This window comes from Ciceribacter ferrooxidans (assembly GCF_004137355.1).
Classification (GTDB): domain Bacteria; phylum Pseudomonadota; class Alphaproteobacteria; order Rhizobiales; family Rhizobiaceae; genus Allorhizobium; species Allorhizobium ferrooxidans.
Window position 1 is genome coordinate 37329 of the sequence record NZ_SDVB01000391.1, and the last position, 16290, is coordinate 53618.

General features: G+C 64.5%; 18 protein-coding genes. 6 read left to right on the forward strand and 12 right to left on the reverse strand.

Annotation, left to right across the window (positions count from 1 at the left end; all coding sequences use genetic code 11):
- Nucleotides 1-49: 49 nt before the first annotated feature.
- Nucleotides 50-514: a hypothetical protein gene (locus EUU22_RS23755; protein WP_165351283.1), complete on the forward strand. Its 465-nt coding sequence runs from the start codon at nt 50-52 to the stop codon at nt 512-514.
- A 39-nt stretch (nt 515-553) separates the two neighbouring features.
- Here EUU22_RS23755 and EUU22_RS23760 read toward each other — a convergent pair whose 3' ends face one another.
- The 3 genes from EUU22_RS23760 to EUU22_RS23770 form a co-directional block, all read right to left on the reverse strand.
- On the reverse strand, nt 554-1219 hold the full coding sequence (locus tag EUU22_RS23760; RefSeq protein ID WP_129334443.1) for an outer membrane protein: 666 nt from the start codon (nt 1217-1219) through the stop codon (nt 554-556).
- A 231-nt stretch (nt 1220-1450) separates the two neighbouring features.
- Entirely contained in the window at nt 1451-2146 is a 696-nt protein-coding gene (locus tag EUU22_RS23765; protein WP_165351284.1) for a L,D-transpeptidase, read from the reverse strand.
- 134 nt (nt 2147-2280) lie between these two features.
- A complete protein-coding gene (locus tag EUU22_RS23770; RefSeq protein WP_129334444.1) occupies nt 2281-3027 on the reverse strand; it encodes a L,D-transpeptidase in 747 nt (248 codons plus the stop codon).
- Between the two features lie 217 nt (nt 3028-3244).
- On the opposite strand from EUU22_RS23770, the gene EUU22_RS23775 reads away from it, so the two are divergent.
- Nucleotides 3245-3877, forward strand: coding sequence for a DNA-3-methyladenine glycosylase I (locus EUU22_RS23775; RefSeq protein ID WP_129334445.1), 633 nt, complete (start codon nt 3245-3247; stop codon nt 3875-3877).
- A gap of 4 nt (nt 3878-3881) precedes the next feature.
- On the opposite strand, the gene EUU22_RS23780 is transcribed toward EUU22_RS23775, so the two are convergent.
- Entirely contained in the window at nt 3882-4586 is a 705-nt protein-coding gene (locus EUU22_RS23780) for an HAD family hydrolase (protein WP_129334446.1), read from the reverse strand.
- 94 nt (nt 4587-4680) lie between these two features.
- A complete protein-coding gene (locus EUU22_RS23785) occupies nt 4681-5688 on the reverse strand; it encodes a YeiH family protein (RefSeq protein WP_129334447.1) in 1008 nt (335 codons plus the stop codon).
- A 111-nt stretch (nt 5689-5799) separates the two neighbouring features.
- Between EUU22_RS23785 and EUU22_RS23790 the strand changes: the two genes are divergently transcribed.
- On the forward strand, nt 5800-6705 hold the full coding sequence (locus tag EUU22_RS23790; protein WP_129334448.1) for a LysR family transcriptional regulator: 906 nt from the start codon (nt 5800-5802) through the stop codon (nt 6703-6705).
- A gap of 21 nt (nt 6706-6726) precedes the next feature.
- Here EUU22_RS23790 and EUU22_RS23795 read toward each other — a convergent pair whose 3' ends face one another.
- Both EUU22_RS23795 and EUU22_RS23800 read right to left on the reverse strand, forming a co-directional pair.
- On the reverse strand, nt 6727-7482 hold the full coding sequence (locus EUU22_RS23795) for a hypothetical protein (RefSeq protein WP_129334449.1): 756 nt from the start codon (nt 7480-7482) through the stop codon (nt 6727-6729).
- Entirely contained in the window at nt 7482-7925 is a 444-nt protein-coding gene (locus EUU22_RS23800) for a GyrI-like domain-containing protein (protein ID WP_129334450.1), read from the reverse strand. Before EUU22_RS23800 ends, EUU22_RS23795 begins: the two co-directional genes overlap by 1 nt.
- A 194-nt stretch (nt 7926-8119) precedes the next feature.
- Between EUU22_RS23800 and hisS the strand changes: the two genes are divergently transcribed.
- From hisS to hisG, 3 genes are all read left to right on the forward strand, one after another.
- A complete protein-coding gene (gene hisS / locus EUU22_RS23805) occupies nt 8120-9703 on the forward strand; it encodes a histidine--tRNA ligase (RefSeq protein WP_129334451.1) in 1584 nt (527 codons plus the stop codon).
- Nucleotides 9704-9949: 246 nt separating this feature from the next.
- Nucleotides 9950-11071 (forward strand): ATP phosphoribosyltransferase regulatory subunit, encoded by a 1122-nt coding sequence (locus tag EUU22_RS23815; RefSeq protein WP_129334453.1) that lies wholly within the window; start codon nt 9950-9952, stop codon nt 11069-11071.
- A complete protein-coding gene (gene hisG, locus EUU22_RS23820) occupies nt 11068-11766 on the forward strand; it encodes an ATP phosphoribosyltransferase (protein WP_129334454.1) in 699 nt (232 codons plus the stop codon). The genes EUU22_RS23815 and hisG overlap by 4 nt, the downstream gene beginning before the upstream one ends.
- 83 nt (nt 11767-11849) lie before the next feature.
- Here the strand turns inward: hisG and EUU22_RS23825 are convergent, their stop codons facing one another.
- The 5 genes from EUU22_RS23825 to EUU22_RS23845 all read right to left on the reverse strand — a co-directional run bounded on the left by EUU22_RS23825 (nt 11850) and on the right by EUU22_RS23845 (nt 16159).
- On the reverse strand, nt 11850-12293 hold the full coding sequence (locus tag EUU22_RS23825) for a DoxX family protein (protein WP_129334455.1): 444 nt from the start codon (nt 12291-12293) through the stop codon (nt 11850-11852).
- A 157-nt stretch (nt 12294-12450) separates the two neighbouring features.
- Nucleotides 12451-12894: a hypothetical protein gene (locus EUU22_RS23830; RefSeq protein ID WP_205687966.1), complete on the reverse strand. Its 444-nt coding sequence runs from the start codon at nt 12892-12894 to the stop codon at nt 12451-12453.
- Between the two features lie 695 nt (nt 12895-13589).
- Entirely contained in the window at nt 13590-15227 is a 1638-nt protein-coding gene (gene groL, locus EUU22_RS23835; RefSeq protein WP_129334457.1) for a chaperonin GroEL, read from the reverse strand.
- A gap of 69 nt (nt 15228-15296) precedes the next feature.
- A complete protein-coding gene (gene groES / locus EUU22_RS23840; protein WP_129334458.1) occupies nt 15297-15593 on the reverse strand; it encodes a co-chaperone GroES in 297 nt (98 codons plus the stop codon).
- A gap of 224 nt (nt 15594-15817) precedes the next feature.
- Nucleotides 15818-16159, reverse strand: a complete 342-nt coding sequence (locus EUU22_RS23845; RefSeq protein WP_129334459.1) for a hypothetical protein — start codon at nt 16157-16159, stop codon at nt 15818-15820.
- Nucleotides 16160-16290: the final 131 nt, after the last annotated feature.

Sequence of the window (16290 nt, forward strand, 5' to 3'; positions counted from 1 at the left end):
GTTGGATCTCTGGCCGGTACAGGTTTCCGGTTCCGGAGGAGGTTCGGCAATGTGCGCCAGAATGGCGATCGCTCTTATCTTGGTACTCACGGGCTCGTGCGAGGCACTCGCTGCCCAGCGCGTCTACTGCGTTGCCGACGACGCAAACCTGAAGATGTCGCTCGAGAGTGGCTTCAGCGCCGAAAAGCAGGGCGCTCTCCAGCATTTCCGTGGCATCCTGACTCTGAAGGATTCGAAGGTCCCGGGCCTCGTCGAGACCATGCGGCTCACCTCGCCGATGCTGAAACAGCACTGGATGGACGGCAGCGAACTGCGCCTGCAGATCTACGCCGAATCCGAGAGCGGCCCTTTCGCCACCCTCGAACTGACCGTCGATACGGCCGCCTTGCCCGGCGACAAGTCTCGTCTCCAGGGCGGCTATACGGTCAGGATACAGACGGGTGAAAAAGGCTCGAAGGGCGATCTCCAGACCGCCCTTTCCCGCGACGGGCGCGTTCTCTGCGAATTGAAATAGGCCGGCAGATCTGCCCCGACGTGCCGGCCTTGCCGGGCCTTACCAGCGGAAGGTGATGCCGGCGTTGACGGCGTTCGTCATGATATTGGTCTTGAGCGTCGCGCCGCTGTCGATGTCGGCGTCGACCCAGGAATAGTTGCCCTTGTATTCGACGAAGGCCTGCCAGCGGTCGGCGATGTCGTAGGCAACGCCCGCCTGCGCCTGGATCGTCGCGCCACCGAGCTGGTACTCGGACGTGGTTCCCGATGCGCGGGTCACTTCGACATGCGGAATGTTCACGCCGGCGCCGGCGCCGACATAAGGAGTGAACCGGGTGCCTTCGATCGGAAACCGGTAGAGCGCGTTGAGCGTCAGAAGGTTGAGGCCGTCGGTAAACTCGAAATGGCTCCAGCCGGAATCGGCGAGCGTTTCGTCGTCGGCATAGACCTTGGCGTGGCTGAAATCGAGCGAAACGCCGAGATTCGGCTGGCCGACCTCTTCCATCCACCAGGTGCCGCGGACGCCGTAGTAGGGCGGCATGGCGAAGGACTTTCCTTCCCAGCCTGCGGTGAAATCCGGTTCATCGGAGACCTCGACATCGCTGTGCGGCGCCGACTGAACACCGCCGTAGACGGAGATCGCCATTTCGGCGCGGGCGGCGGAGGTGAAAAGCACGAGAGCGGCGATGGCCGCGGAAGAAGACAGGCAGGCGATTTTTTTCGACATGGGGCAACCTGGTTCTGCTGTTTGAGCTCGTCCGCATATTAGGTGGTGTCAAGGACCAAGTCTGTCCCTATTTTGCATCACTGGCGGCCGGAATGTTGTGCCCTATAAAGAACTCGCCGGTTCGGAGGGCGCCGGACATCACATTTCCGTGTCCCGCGTGGCTGGAAGCGGAAAAGGGTGCGCGATTTCTCGCGCACCCTTCGGAAATGGACCGGTTCCGGCCGAATCAGCTCAGCCGCCGAGGATCGTCCGCAGGAGGTCGATGCCGCGGTCCTCGAAGCTCACCTTGCCCTGTCGGTTGCCGGGGCCGACGACGATCACCTTGGTGCCGATCGAGGCGCGTTCGTAGAGGTGCTCGACATCCTTGTTCATCATGCGGATGCAGCCGGACGACATGTTGAGCCCGATCGTCCACGGCTGGTTCGTGCCGTGGATGCGGAAGATCGTGTCGCGGCCGCCCTTGAAGAGATACATGGCACGCGCGCCGAGCGGATTGTCGATGCCGCCTTCCTGAACGACCGGCAGCATGTGGCCCTTGGCGGCTTCGCGGGCACGCATCTGTGCCGGCGGGCGCCAGCTCGGCCATTCTTCCTTGCGGCCGATCTTCACGACGCCCGACCAGCCGAAGCCCTCGCGGCCGACGCCGACGCCGTAGCGGGTCGCGCGGTTATTGCCTTCGACGTAGTAGAGGAATTTGTTGTTCGTATCGATGATGACGGTGCCGGGCTTCTCGTCGGTGACGAGCCGCACGACGCGGCGGCGGAACTTTTCGGCCGGCTGCTTCGGCTTCTGCGCGACGAGCGTGACGTCGCTCGTCACCGTCGCAGGCCGTGCCGCCGCAGCCTGGAAGGCGTCGGCCTCGACCGGCGCCAGCATGCCGGTCGCAGCGATCGCGGCTGCGGCAAGCATGGACAAGTATTTCGACATGGTGGACTTCCCCCGTAAATTATACCGGAAAAGAGCCTTAGCCGACTCGTTTGCGGATTCAAGTCCAGAGCGGCCGGCAAAGGCGGGAATTGAGCCGAATACTGCGAAGAACTTGGTGCTTTTGCCCGAAATGGTCAGATGACGACGACCGTCGTGCCGACATTCACGCGCTCGTAAAGGTCGACGACGTCCTCGTTGCGCATGCGGATGCAGCCCGACGAAACGGCGTTGCCGATCGTCCACGGCGCGTTGGTGCCGTGGATGCGGTAGAGCGTCGAACCGAGATACATCGCGCGGGCGCCGAGCGGATTGGCCGGGCCGCCTTCCATGTGGGCGGGAATGAAGTGACCCTTCGCCGCCTCGCGGGTGATCATTTCCTGCGGCGGGTTCCAGGCCGGCCATTCGGCCTTGCGTGTGATCTTGTGTTGGCCCGCCCATTCGAAGCCCGGCTTGCCGACGCCGACGCCGTAGCGGCGCGCCTTGCCGTCGCCGAGCACGAGATAGAGGAAGCGGTTGTTGGTGTCGATGACGATGGTGCCGGCGGGTTCGGCCGTCTGGTAGTCGACCATCTGCGGCAGGTAGATCGGGTTGAATTCCTTCGGCGCCGGATTGTCCGGCCGCACCGCGACGGGTTGCGGCGCGATGGTCGCCGGCTGGTCGAAGCTTCGCCGGATCTGCCGGCGCGGGGCAGGAGCGACCGGCTGCGGGCGCGGCGCATAGACGACCGGGCGAATGGCGCCGCCGAGCTGCATCACCCAAGGGGCGGTGAGGTCGGAGCTGACGACGACCGGCGGACGGCTGCGGTAACGGTCGTTGGCCTGGGCTTCCAGCGCGAAGGTCAGGACGAGGCTCGTGGCGAGCAGGAGGGTTTTCTTGATCATCGGGCGGACTCGCTACAATTGGACACCGAGAACTGAAAAAGGGCCGTCCTCCGGCCCCGGATCGCCGCACGGTGCCATCCGGCCTGCGCAGAATTGGTAAATCGCCGTTCATGAAAATGCGGTCCTTCCGATAAACCTTTCGTCAGGGTTAGCGGCCGGTTGTGAGAACTGGTGAACAAATGGTAAACATCGGGCACTGTCACGGAGAATCATTGCGATGGACGGAACGGGACTGATCACCGGCGACGACGGGCTCGTGCGCTGCTTCTGGCATGGCAATCTGGAGGATTACCGCCGCTATCACGACGACGAGTGGGGATACCCGGTCTCCGACGACCGCCGCCTCTTCGAGAAGATCTGCCTGGAAGGCTTCCAGTCCGGGCTCTCCTGGCTCACCATCCTGCGCAAGCGCGAGAATTTCCGCGCCGCCTTCGCCGGCTTCGACTTCGAGAAGGTCGCGCAGTTCGGCGAGGACGACATTGCCCGGCTGCTTGCCGACGCGGGGATCGTGCGCCATCGCGGCAAGATCGTCTCGACGATCAACAACGCTGCCCGTGCGATCGAGCTCGAGGCGGAGTTCGGTTCGCTCGCCCGCTATTTCTGGAGCTTCGAACCTGCGCCGGGAGAACGCCCCGCGCGGATGGACTATGCCACGCTCAGGGCCAACCCGACCTCGCCGACCTCGGTGCGGCTGTCGAAGGATCTGCGCAAGCGCGGCTGGACCTTTGTCGGCCCGACGACCGTTTATGCTTTCATGCAGGCCATGGGACTGGTCAACGATCACATCGAGGGCTGCGTCTGCCGCGGCAAGGTCGAGGCGATGCGCGAGGCCTTCGCCCGCCCGCGCTGACGGTTCACTGCAGGCTTGCGAGCAGGTCCGGCAACTCGCCGAGATGGGCGATCTCGCGGAAGCGCGGCGCCTCGACCGGCTTTTCCACCTGCTCCAGCACCCAGGTCAGTTCGTGCGGCACGAAGACGCCCCAGGCGCCGGCGGCGATTGCCGGCACGACGTCGGACTTCAGCGAATTGCCGACCATCATCGCCCGGTTCGGACTGTCGCCGTTGCGCGAGAAGACGCGGCGATAGGTGGTCGCCGTCTTGTCGGAGACGATCTCCACCGCGTCGAAGAGTTCGCCGAGGCCGGACTGCGCAAGCTTGCGCTCCTGGTCGAAGAGGTCGCCCTTGGTGACGAGGATCAGGTAGTAGTCGCCCGCCAGCGTCTCCAGCGTGTCGCGGGCGTGCGGCAGCGTCTCGACGGGATGGCTGAGAAGCTCGCGCCCGACCCGAAGGATGTCGTCGATCACCCGCGCAGGCACGCAGCAGTCGGTGATTTCGAGCGCCGTTTCGATCATCGAAAGGGTGAAGCCTTTGATGCCGAAGCCGTAATAGGCGAGATTGCGCTTTTCCGCCTCCAGCAGCCGCCCGGAGATGTGCTCGGGCTCGGCGAAATCGGCAAGCAGGGCGGTGAAATGCTCTTCCGTCAGCCGGTAATACTGTTCGTTCTGCCAGAGCGTATCATCGGCATCGAAGCCAATGGTGGCGAGAGGTCGCAGGGTCATCGTCGTCAGTCCGCCGCATGGTGTCGATCGGCTCCGAAGTTTAGTCCCCGCCTGTGGCAAAGCAATGGTTTTGCGCGGAAACCCTCCGACACGATCAGTTGATCGCGAGAAGTGTGAGCAAGGCGAGGCTGAGCGCGCAGAGCACGAGAAGCGAGGCGATCGCGGCGAGGATCACCCTGCCGCCGGAGCGGGTGACGGAGCGCACGTCGACGGTCAGCCCCAGCCCAGCCATGGCGACGGTGGTGAGCAGGCCGGAGGCGGTTGTGATCGGCCCGAGAAGCACGGCCGGGATCGCGCCGGCCGAGCGTAGCGCCATCATCGCGGCAAAGCCCACGATGAACCAGGGCGCGACGTGGCGGAGGGAAACCCTCCCGCTCGCGCCGTTCCCTAGGGCTCCGAGCGCCAGCAGCACCGGGCCGAGCATCAGCACGCGGACCAGCTTGACCACCGTACCGGCATGGGTGCTGACGAGGCCGGCCGAGGCGGTCGCCGCCAGCACCTGCGGCACGGCGTAGACGGTGAGACCGGCGAAGATGCCGAACTGCAGATCGCTGAGCTGCGTCGCTGCGTGCAGCGCCGGCATCAGGAGGACGGCTCCGACGCCAAGCACTGCGGTAAAAGCGATCGCCGCCGCGACATCGTCTGCTTCGGCCGCGATCACCGGGGCGGCAGCTGCGATCGCCGAATTGCCGCAGATCGAATTGCCGCAGGCGACGAGCGTGGCGAGCTTCGGGGTGAGGCCGAGCGCCCGTCCGATCCCGTAGCTGACGGCAAGCGAGAGCACCACGACGGCGGCGATCCCCGCGACCAGCAGCGTGCCGGCCGCGCCGATCTCGGCGATGCTGACCGAGGCGCCGAGCAAGACCACGGCCACTTCGAGCAGGATCTTGGCGCTGAAGGCGATGCCGGCGTCGAAGGCGGACGGGATACGGAGAGAGGAGCGCAAGCCCGTGCCAAGGAGGATAGCGAGCACCAGGCTCTCGATCCAGTGCCCCCCAGAAAGCGCGACCTCGACGCGTTCGAGGAGAATGGCGAGGCCGGAAACGAGAACCGAAAGGGCAATGCCCGGCAGGAGGCGGGGAAGTGCGGAAAGCGGGAGCATGGCGACCGGGAAAGGAAAGTGGAAGACCGGCCGCAACTTGCTTCGCGCAACCGTCGACTTCCATCGAATAGTCTCTTATGTTTCGTTCGGAAAATCAGAACGAAAGAAGCCATGACCTTCGAACAGCTCTCCATCTTCGTCGCGGTCGCCGAACGCGAGCACCTGACCCGCGCCGCGGAAGCCTTGAGGCTGACGCCGTCGGCCGTCAGCGCCGCGATCCGCAACCTCGAAGCCTTTTATCGCGTGGCGCTGTTCCACCGGGTCGGTCGGCGGATCGAACTCACCGAAGAGGGCCGGCAGTTCCTCGAAGAGGCCCGCGCGGTGTTGCGCCGCGTGCGCTCCGCCGAACAGACGCTTGCCGAACTCGGCGGCTTGATGCGCGGCACGCTCGTTGTCGAGGCAAGCCAGACGGTCGCGAGCTACTGGCTGCCGCCGGTGCTGATGCGCTTCCATCACGCCCATCCCGGCGTGGACCTCAAATTCACCCTCGGCAATACGACCTCCGTCACCGCGGCGGTGCTGGACGGCAGGGCCGACATCGGCTTCGTCGAGGGCGTGGTCGACGAGCCGGCGCTTTCGGTCTCGCGCCTCATCGACGATGCGATCCTCGTCGTCACGGCGCCCGACCACCCCTGGGCGGACGGCAGGGCGCTCACGCCGCAGGATCTGGTGGACGGCTCCGACTGGGTGATGCGCGAGGCGGGCTCCGGCACCCGCGCGGCCTTCGAAACGGCGATCGCCGCGCGCGGCATCGATCCGAGATCCCTCAAGGTGGTGCTGGAACTGCCCTCCAACGAGGCGGTGCTTTCCGCTGTCCGCGCCGGCGGCAGTGCGACCGTCGTCGCCGGCGTTGCCGCGCGGTGCTTTGTCGATGCGGCGCGACTCGCGCGGGCGAATTTTGCGCTGCCGCCGCGCGCCTTCTCCGTCCTTCGCCACAAGGAGCGGCGCGCGAGCCGCGCGGCCGATGCGCTCGAACGGCTCGCCCGCGAAGCCGCCGCGTCCCCGGTCTCGGAATAGCGCCAGCCCTCGGGCATTCCGTCAGACGGCGATCACCTCGTGGACCACGCGATAGTCCCGGCTTTCCTCGCCGAGCGGCGCGACCGGCCATTGCCAGTGTGCCTTCGGCGCCGGTGCGGAAACGCCGTGGAGGAGGTCGGCGGTTTCGTGGAGATGTCCCGTGCGGTCGATCACCGAGAAGCTCACGTCCGTGATGAGGCAGGTCCGGCAGGGAAGCCCGGCGAGCCCGCCGATATGGGCGCGGATGAGGCGCGGCAGGGCGTCCTCGGGCATGGTCCCGGAAGGCTCGGCGGCGAGCCGCCGCTTCACGCCGAGGCCGATCTGCGACAGGAGGTTCGCCGAGACGACGAAATCGAGATAGGGCACCTGCCGCAGGGAGGAGAGTGGTTCCGGTTCCTCGCCCGCGGCGAGCTGGTCGTATCCCGAAAGGTCACGCTCGATCAGACGGACGTTGCGGCGGCCCTTGAGCGCCAGCCGAAGCCTGACACTCGCCAGATGCACGAGGTCGACGAGAACGACGGTATCGAAGCTTGCTGCGAGCGCGTCGATCGGGACGTCGCGCAAGAGCCCGGAACCGAGCACGACCGCGGTGCGTCGCTGCCGCAGATCTTTTACCGCATCGAGAATGACAGCGCGGCTATTCTCCTCGTGCGGCGCCCAGTCGGCGGCACAGCGTCGCGCTCGCGCCCAGAGCCGCACCGAGGAATTGATCTCGCCGGCGCGACGTCGGCCGGAGAGGGCGTAGGTCGCGGCGAAGTTCAGTGCTTCGGCGAGCATCAGGTGAGTGAAAGCGTCGTCGGCGCCAGCGCCACGTGCAGCTCGTGCGGCGCATCCGGAAGGCCGGGAGCGTAGCCGAAATCGAGCTTGAACTCGGTGGTGCGGAGCCCCCTGCGGTCGGCATGGGCATAGAGCATGGAAAAGCCCTTGTAGATGTCGGCGAGCGGTCCGGTATGGACGAGCCGGAGATAGCGCTGCGCCGGCACCACGAGCCGGGTCATGCCTTCCGGCACTTCCGTCGCCGTGGCGGCCATGAAGCCGACGAGTTCACGGTAGACGCCGTTTTCGCTGCCGGTCGAGACCTCGAGAAAGGCCGTCGCCCCGGTCTCGGCCGCAAACAGGCGGCTCCAGGCGTCCGGCACCACCCGCGAAAGGTCCTCGAAGCGCCCTTCGACGGCAATGCCGACGACGACGAGTTCCGGCAGTTCGACAAGCTCGATCATGGCGGCCTCCTGAGCTGTTGCTGGCGATCGATGGTCCCGCGGAGCGGGGAGCAAGTCGGGGCGAAGCTAGTGCCGCGCCCGAAACCGGTCAAGCGCCACGGAGCGCGCACGAGGATCATTCCGCTTGCCGGTTTTTGCCCAATCCGTTAGAGCAGGCCGCAGCCCGAGACCCGCAATCGCCGGATATGCCCATCATGAACGAAAAGCCCAGGAAACCGCAGAAGCTGAAGGCCCGCCTGCCGCGTGGCTTCGTCGATCGCGAGGCCGCCGACATCCGCGCCGTCAACGAGATGGTGGGCAAGATCCGCGAGGTCTACGAGCGCTACGGTTTCGATCCGGTCGAGACGCCGCTCTTCGAATATACCGATGCGCTCGGCAAGTTCCTGCCGGATGCCGACCGCCCGAACGAGGGTGTCTTCTCGCTGCAGGACGACGACGACCAGTGGATGAGCCTGCGCTACGACCTGACGGCGCCGCTCGCCCGCCATGTGGCGGAGAATTTCCAGGAAATCCAGCTTCCCTACCGCACCTATCGCGCCGGCTACGTCTTCCGCAACGAGAAGCCGGGCCCGGGCCGCTTCCGCCAGTTCATGCAGTTCGATGCCGACACCGTCGGCGCGCCGGGCGTGCAGGCGGATGCCGAAATGTGCATGATGATGGCCGACACGCTCGAAGCCCTCGGCATCAACCGCGGCGACTATGTGATCCGGGTGAACAACCGCAAGGTTTTGGATGGGGTGCTGGACGCCTCCGGTCTGATCGGCGATGACACGACTGGGCAGCGCCTCACGGTCCTGCGAGCAATGGATAAACTCGACAAGTTCGGGCTGGAAGGCGTGCGGCTGTTGCTGGGCGAAGGCCGCAAGGACGAGTCCGGCGACTTCACAAAAGGCGCGGGACTGGCTCACACTCAGATCGAGAACATCATTCAGTTTCTTCAATGGAAGACTATTCAATACACACCAGTTGATCGCGGCGTCCGTTTGGAGACGAACACGATTTCCTCCAATTTGGCAGTATTGGACGGCTTCGTAGCCTCTTTCCCGGCTGATAATCCCTTGTTCTTGGAGGGTATTGGCGAGCTGCGTACCATCGCCTCTATGACGGACGCAGCGGGGTACGATCGCACGCGTATCCAAATCGACCCCTCCGTCGTCCGCGGCCTCGAATACTACACCGGCCCTGTCTACGAAGCCGAGCTCACCTTCGACGTCACCAACGAGAAGGGCGAGAAGGTCGTCTTCGGCTCGGTCGGCGGCGGCGGGCGTTATGATGGCCTCGTCTCGCGCTTCATGGGCCAGCCGGTCCCGGCGACCGGCTTCTCGATCGGCGTGTCGCGCCTGATGACGGCGCTGAAGAACCTCGGCAAGCTCGGCGCCGAGGAGGTGGTCGCCCCGGTCCTCGTCACCGTTATGGACGGCCAAGACGCTGACGCGCTGGGCCGCTACCAGAAGTTCACGCAGGACCTCCGCAATGCCGGCATCCGCGCCGAAATGTACCAGGGCAACTGGAAGAAGTTCGGCAACCAGCTGAAATATGCCGACCGCCGCGGCGCCCCGATCGCCATCATCCAGGGCGGCGACGAGCGGGCCGAGGGCGTCGTGCAGATCAAGGACCTGATCGAGGGCAAGCGCCTCTCCGGCGAGATCACCGACAACGCCGAATGGCGCGAGGCCCGCGTGGCGCAGGAGGTCGTGCCGGAAGCCGACCTCGTCGCCAAGGTCCGGGAAATCCTCGCGGCCCAGGCCGAGGACCGCCGGCGGGCGAAGGGCAACTAAGGTGTTTTTCCGTCGCCACCCCCCTCTGCCCTGCCGGGCATCTCCCCCACAAGGGGGGAGATCGATCGGCGGTGATCGCCGCGCACTCCCTCTGCTCTCTCCCCTTGTGGGGGAGATGTCACGAACTGACAGAGGGGGGTATGCTTTTGCCGTCGGCGCGAGGCACCGGCCCCAACCCGTTCTCCCCCCTTGTGGGGGAGATGCCCGGCAGGGCAGAGGGGGGTATCCTCTCCGTGGAGCCGTCCCATGCCCCTGATCAACATGCCGGATTTCGCCGCCGACATTCTTGATGAGTTCGCCGGCCGCGGCACCACCCGCGTCGACACACCGGTCATCCAGCCGGCCGAGCCCTTCCTCGACATGGCCGGCGAGGACCTTCGCCGGCGCATCTTCCTGACCGAGAACGAGCGGGGGACGAGCCTCTGCCTCAGGCCGGAATTCACCATTCCCGTCTGTCTCCGCCACATCGAGACGGCGACCGGCACGCCGAAGCGCTACGCCTATCTGGGCGAGGTCTTCCGCCAGCGGCGCGAGGGTGGCAACGAATTCTACCAGGCTGGCATCGAGGACCTCGGCGACACCGCGATCGCCCGCGCCGATGCCCGCGCGATCGGCGACGCCTGGGGTGTGCTTTCCCGCCTCCTGCCGCAGCGGCGCCTTTCGGTCGTGCTCGGCGACCAGGCGGTGTTCGAGGCGGTGGTCGAGGCGCTCGGCCTGCCCGCCGGCTGGCAGAAGCGGCTGATCCACGCCTTCGGCAACAGCGAGCAGATCGAGCAGCTGCTGCGCAAGCTTGCGAGCCCCAACCATGTGCAGGGTCTCGATCCGGTCGTCGCGAACCTCGTGGCGAACGGCGACGAGGCCGCACTGATCGCCCATATCGACACCACCATGCAGGCGACCGGCTATTCCACCAATGCCAGCCGCTCGCCGGTCGAGATCGCTGCGCGGCTCAAGGAAAAGCTGGCGCTCGCCGAGACGAGGCTCGATGGCGCGGCACTGCTGCTGCTGCGCGAGTTCCTGTCGCTCGAACTGCCGCTTTCGGAGGCCTCCGGCGCGCTCGCCGGCTTCGCCGATGCGGCGGGGCTGTCGCTCGGGCCGGCACTGTCGCGCTTCGACGAACGGGTTGCGGCGCTCGCCGACGCCGGCCTCGACCTGACGAAGATCACCTACCGCGCCGCCTTCGGGCGTCCGCTCGACTATTATACCGGCCTCGTCTTCGAGATCGCCGCCGAAGGTTCGCCGGCCGTGCTCGCCGGCGGTGGCCGCTTCGACCGGCTGCTGACGCTGCTCGGTGCGGAAAGCCATATTCCGGCCGTCGGCTTCTCGCTGTGGCTCGACCGGATCGAAGCGGCGAGGGCCTCCCAATGACCATCACGATCGCACTTCCCTCCAAGGGTCGGATGAAGGATGACGCCTCGGCGATCTTCGAGAGGGCCGGCATGAAGATCGTCGCCGTCGGCAACGACCGGTCCTATCGCGGCCGCGTCGAGGGCTTCGACGATGTCGAGATCGCCTTCCTCTCGGCCTCGGAGATTTCCCGCGAGATCGGCAACGGCACCGTCGATTTCGGCATCACCGGCGAGGACCTGATCCGCGAAGGGCTTGCGGAAGCCGACAAGCGCGTCGAGATCTGCGCCCGCCTCGGCTTCGGTCATGCCGATGTCGTCGTCGCCGTGCCGGAAATCTGGCTCGATGTCGACAGCATGGCCGACCTCGGCGACGTCGCCGCCGATTTCCGCACCCGGCACGGCCGGCGGCTCACGATCGCGACAAAATACTGGCGGCTGACCCAGCAGTTTTTCTCCAGCCAGCACGGCATCCAGCTCTACCGCATCGTCGAGAGCCTCGGCGCAACGGAAGGGGCGCCCGCAGCCGGACAGGCCGACATCATCGTCGACATCACCTCGACGGGCTCGACGCTCAGGGCGAACCACCTGAAGATTCTCTCCGACGGCGTGATCCTGAAATCCGAGGCCTGCCTCGTCCGCGCCAGAAAGGCAAGCCACGAGGGCGACCCACAGGTCGGGAAGATCGTGGCCGCAGTCCGGGGCGCGCTCGGCTGATCGCCTTCGTTCCGTCCAGAAGACAAAGAACCCGCCGGAGCGATCCGGCGGGTTCTTTCACGAGGGCAGGGATTCTCGATGTGTCAGGCGATCGCGTAGGCGCCGCGGCGGGCGTCAAGCGAGTAGGCGCCAGGGCCGAAGGTGGCGAGCACGATATAGGCGCCGGCGAGCGTGATGTTCTTCATCATCATGATCTGGTTCAGCACGGTCAGCCAGCCGTTGGCGGCGGCCGGGAAATCCGGAACGTTGATCGCCGAGCCGTGGAAGACGACGCCGGTGAAGACGCAGAAGGCGGCGAGCAGCCAGCCCGCGATCCGGGTCTGGTAGCCGACGAGGACGGCAAGGCCGGCGACGAATTCGAAGGCGCCGGCGAGATAGGCGAGCGCGGTGGCGGCAGGCAGGCCGGCGCCGGTGATCATGCCGGCGGTGGCGCTCGGGTCGGCGAGCTTGCCGAAGCCGGAATAGATGAAGATGAAGGACAAGAGGACGCGGCCGAGAAGGATGGCCAGGTTGTTGGCGTTCGACATGGAAGGCTCCTGTTTGCGAGTGCCTGCGTGCAGGCGGTCAATGACGATTTCGCAAAGGTTCTCGCATGCCTCCACTGTTGCGGATAGATGTACAATTCTTGACTCTTCGTTCAAGAATAGCAAACAACGAAGGCGCGACCGGGGGCCACTTCCTGCCTCAGGCGTAGGCGATGGCGGGAAGCGTCGGGGCCAGCCGGAATCGTGGGAACATGAAGACACCGCAGATGCTGCCCGCGACGCCGCCTTCCACCCCTTTCGTCTCGGCAACGCAGAAGACAGGCTGGCGATACTCGTCGTCGGAGACGATCGTCGTCGAATAGCAAAAAGTCGACGAAACGGTCGCGGCCTGCTCGAACAGATCGAGGACGTGGGCCCGGTCGTGGGCATCGTAGCAGCGCGTCATGTTGAGCAGTCCGCATTCCGGCCCGTCCAGTCCGTGCAGGACGGTCGCTCGGTCGCCGAGGCGGATGATCCCGTTGGCGAGATCGCCCGTCCAGGATTCGGAAACGGTGAACCGCGAGAAGCCGTCGGCATCGTCGCCGCCCGATGGCGGGTGCTGGATGCATGGTGCAGCGAGGGTGGTTCTGGCAATCTTAAACAAGGCATTCCCCAAAGTCGAAGCCGATGGGCGTCGCGCCGTCTCGGGTTCAGTTTCGGTCCGTGTGGTTTAAGCTACGCGTCGGTCGGCAACGGCAGATCGCCGCGCTCGTCCATGGCACCAGAACGGAAACGTCCGGAACAAAAGCTTCCGGCGAATCTGCCGTGCATATTATCTCTTTCTTAAGGACAAGCAATATCGAAACCGGTGCCGCGTACCCCACTCAGCTTGATGCAGGTTCTCCGGGAAATCTGTCCAAAAGTGAACAGTAAAGCCGAAGTAGGGATGCGGCGAAACTGTCCCGTGATGAGACAGTTCTTACCAAAGCGATATAAATTTTGCAGAATGTCCGCAAATGGAATCTTCAATTTCGTAGCTCCCGGGGGCGACTTTTTTGCGGGCAAACCTCAAGAGAGGCAAAGTCGGGTCGCGCTGCGGCGGCACGTCTTCAAGCAAAACCGGTCGAGGGTGGAGAGCGTCACCGCTGTCTCACTGGCCAGGCGGGGGAATAGTACGCCTGAGCGCGGTGGTGATTCGCCAAACGCAAAAGGGCGACCCGAAGGCCGCCCTTTCGTCAAATCCCGGTGAGGGGATGGATCACATCATGTCCATGCCGCCTCTTCAGGCCGCTTGACGGCCTGAAGCACTTTTGGTGATGGGCGGCTCTTATGGACGCTGATCGTAATCGGCTACGCCGATCACATCATGTCCATGCCGCCCATGCCGCCCATGCCGCCCGGCATAGCCGGAGCATCCTTCTTCGGCAGCTCGGCGATCATGGCTTCGGTGGTGACCAGCAGGCCGGCAACCGAGGCTGCGTCCTGCAGGGCGGTACGAACGACCTTGACCGGGTCGACGATACCCATGGCGATCATGTCGCCATATTCGCCGGTCTGGGCGTTGTAGCCGTAGTTGTCGTTGTCCTTTTCGAGGATCTTGCCAACCACGATGGAGGCTTCGTCACCGGCGTTCTCGGCGATCTGGCGGGCCGGAGCCTGCAGGGCGCGACGAACGATGCTGATACCGGCTTCCTGGTCCTGGTTGACACCCTTGGCCGTGATCTTCGCGGACGAACGCAGCAGAGCCACGCCACCGCCGGGCACGATGCCTTCCTGGACAGCAGCGCGCGTCGCGTTGAGCGCATCGTCGATGCGGTCCTTCTTTTCCTTCACTTCGACTTCCGTCGAACCGCCGACGCGGATGACGGCAACGCCGCCGGCGAGCTTGGCAAGGCGTTCCTGCAGCTTCTCGCGGTCGTAGTCGGAGGTGGTTTCCTCGATCTGGGCCTTGATCTGGCCGACGCGGCCTTCGATGTCGGTCTTGGAACCGGCGCCGTCGACGATCGTGGTGTTTTCCTTGGAGATCGAAACCTTCTTGGCGCGGCCGAGCATGTCGAGGGTGACGTTTTCGAGCTTGATGCCGAGGTCTTCGGAGATGACCGTACCGCCGGTGAGGATCGCGATGTCTTCCAGCATGGCCTTGCGGCGATCGCCGAAGCCCGGAGCCTTGACGGCAGCAATCTTCAGACCGCCACGCAGCTTGTTGACGACGAGGGTGGCGAGAGCTTCGCCTTCGACGTCTTCAGCGATGATGACGAGCGGCTTGCCGGTCTGGACGACGGCTTCGAGAACCGGGAGCATGGCCTGGAGGTTCGAGAGCTTCTTCTCGTGCAGGAGAATGTAAGCGTCTTCGAGATCGGCGATCATCTTTTCCGGGTTGGTGACGAAGTAGGGCGACAGGTAGCCGCGGTCGAACTGCATGCCTTCGACGACTTCGAGTTCGGTTTCGGCGGTCTTGGCTTCTTCGACCGTGATCACGCCTTCATTGCCGACCTTCTGCATTGCTTCCGCAATGTCGAGACCGATCTGGCGTTCGCCGTTGGCGGAAATGGTACCGACCTGGGCGACTTCTTCCGAGGTGTTGATCTTCTTGGCCTTGGCCTGGAGATCCTTGACGACTTCGGCGACGGCGAGGTCGATACCGCGCTTCAGGTCCATCGGGTTCATGCCGGCGGCAACGGCCTTGGCGCCTTCGCGAACGATGGCCTGGGCGAGAACGGTTGCCGTGGTGGTGCCGTCACCGGCGATGTCGTTGGTCTTCGAAGCGACTTCGCGGACCATCTGGGCGCCCATGTTCTCGAACTTGTCTTCCAGTTCGATTTCCTTGGCGACCGAAACGCCGTCCTTGGTGATGCGCGGAGCGCCGAAGGACTTGTCGATGATGACGTTGCGGCCCTTCGGACCGAGGGTGACCTTCACTGCATCGGCGAGGATGTCGACGCCGCGCAGCATCTTTTCGCGCGCGGTACGGCCGAACTTGATATCTTTAGCTGCCATTTTTCAAAACTCCCGGGCTTTGGCCCACTGGTGAATTGTCGTTGTTGCGGGAAAAAGGGGATCGGCCGATCAGCCGATGACGCCCATGATGTCGGCTTCCTTCATGATGAGGAGGTCGACGCCGTCGAGCTTGACTTCGGTGCCGGACCACTTGCCGAACAGGACGCGATCGCCGACCTTGACGTCGAGCGCAACGACCTTGCCGTGTTCGTCGCGGGCGCCGGGGCCGACGGCGACGATTTCGCCTTCAGCGGGCTTTTCCTTGGCGGTGTCGGGAATGATGATCCCGCCCTTGGTCTTTTCTTCGGATTCCACGCGGCGAACGACGACGCGGTCATGAAGCGGACGGAATTTGGTGTTTGCCATTGTCTAATCCCTCGATCAAATGACATCTACGGGACGGGAACCGCCCCGTAACGATATGATTAGCACTCGCCTTTTGTGAGTGCTAGCGCGACCGATTTAGGGAGCGCGCCGGGGGGAGTCAAGAACCGCTTCGAAAAAAGCGGAGCGACTTTCGAAAATGCTTTCGAAACCAGTTAATAGGGGCGGGTGAGCCGGGCCGGGATGCCCGGCTTTCTTCCTCGGCGTCAGATGGCAAGCCCGGCATAGGTGCCGAACTCGGCGACGATGCCGCGCTCGGCCATGAAGGCCTTCGGGTCGAAGTCGATTGCACCATAGAACTCGGCGACCTTCGCCTTGGCGTCGGCGAGCGCCTTCTGGCTTTCCCACTCGACGATGGTGACGAGGTGCACGGTCTCGCCGCCATCGGCGATGGCGACCTTGTTGTAGAGGCAACCGGGCAGCGTCTCGAAATAGCCGTGGATGATGGCCAGGCGATCCTCGAGTGCGAGGCGATGATCCGCGGGGCAGGTCATCCGGTCGACGCGGAAGATGGAGGTGCGGCTCTTGGTCAGGGTCATGACGTTCATTTTCGGGGTCCTGAATATGGTTTTGCTGACAACGATGGGAGGATCCGACCTCAACCAATGTTGAGGTCAATAGGGTTCTGGAATTTTTCAAATGAGCGTGGTTGCCCCGACCGCATAATGGCTTACGCTCG

Bases quoted from the DNA above. Each gene is read 5' to 3' on its own strand.
- EUU22_RS23845 (WP_129334459.1), bottom strand. From the start codon at position 16,159: ATGAACGTCATGACCCTGACCAAGAGCCGCACCTCCATCTTCCGCGTC.
- EUU22_RS23780 (WP_129334446.1), bottom strand. From the start codon at position 4,586: ATGACCCTGCGACCTCTCGCCACCATTGGCTTCGATGCCGATGATACG.
- hisS (WP_129334451.1), top strand. From the start codon at position 8,120: ATGAACGAAAAGCCCAGGAAACCGCAGAAGCTGAAGGCCCGCCTGCCG.
- groL (WP_129334457.1), bottom strand. From the start codon at position 15,227: ATGGCAGCTAAAGATATCAAGTTCGGCCGTACCGCGCGCGAAAAGATG.
- EUU22_RS23785 (WP_129334447.1), bottom strand. From the start codon at position 5,688: ATGCTCCCGCTTTCCGCACTTCCCCGCCTCCTGCCGGGCATTGCCCTT.
- EUU22_RS23760 (WP_129334443.1), bottom strand. From the start codon at position 1,219: ATGTCGAAAAAAATCGCCTGCCTGTCTTCTTCCGCGGCCATCGCCGCT.
- EUU22_RS23770 (WP_129334444.1), bottom strand. From the start codon at position 3,027: ATGATCAAGAAAACCCTCCTGCTCGCCACGAGCCTCGTCCTGACCTTC.
- EUU22_RS23755 (WP_165351283.1), top strand. From the start codon at position 50: ATGTGCGCCAGAATGGCGATCGCTCTTATCTTGGTACTCACGGGCTCG.
- EUU22_RS23765 (WP_165351284.1), bottom strand. From the start codon at position 2,146: ATGTCGAAATACTTGTCCATGCTTGCCGCAGCCGCGATCGCTGCGACC.
- groES (WP_129334458.1), bottom strand. From the start codon at position 15,593: ATGGCAAACACCAAATTCCGTCCGCTTCATGACCGCGTCGTCGTTCGC.
- EUU22_RS23790 (WP_129334448.1), top strand. From the start codon at position 5,800: ATGACCTTCGAACAGCTCTCCATCTTCGTCGCGGTCGCCGAACGCGAG.
- EUU22_RS23795 (WP_129334449.1), bottom strand. From the start codon at position 7,482: ATGCTCGCCGAAGCACTGAACTTCGCCGCGACCTACGCCCTCTCCGGC.
- hisG (WP_129334454.1), top strand. From the start codon at position 11,068: ATGACCATCACGATCGCACTTCCCTCCAAGGGTCGGATGAAGGATGAC.
- EUU22_RS23825 (WP_129334455.1), bottom strand. From the start codon at position 12,293: ATGTCGAACGCCAACAACCTGGCCATCCTTCTCGGCCGCGTCCTCTTG.
- EUU22_RS23800 (WP_129334450.1), bottom strand. From the start codon at position 7,925: ATGATCGAGCTTGTCGAACTGCCGGAACTCGTCGTCGTCGGCATTGCC.
- EUU22_RS23815 (WP_129334453.1), top strand. From the start codon at position 9,950: ATGCCCCTGATCAACATGCCGGATTTCGCCGCCGACATTCTTGATGAG.
- EUU22_RS23775 (WP_129334445.1), top strand. From the start codon at position 3,245: ATGGACGGAACGGGACTGATCACCGGCGACGACGGGCTCGTGCGCTGC.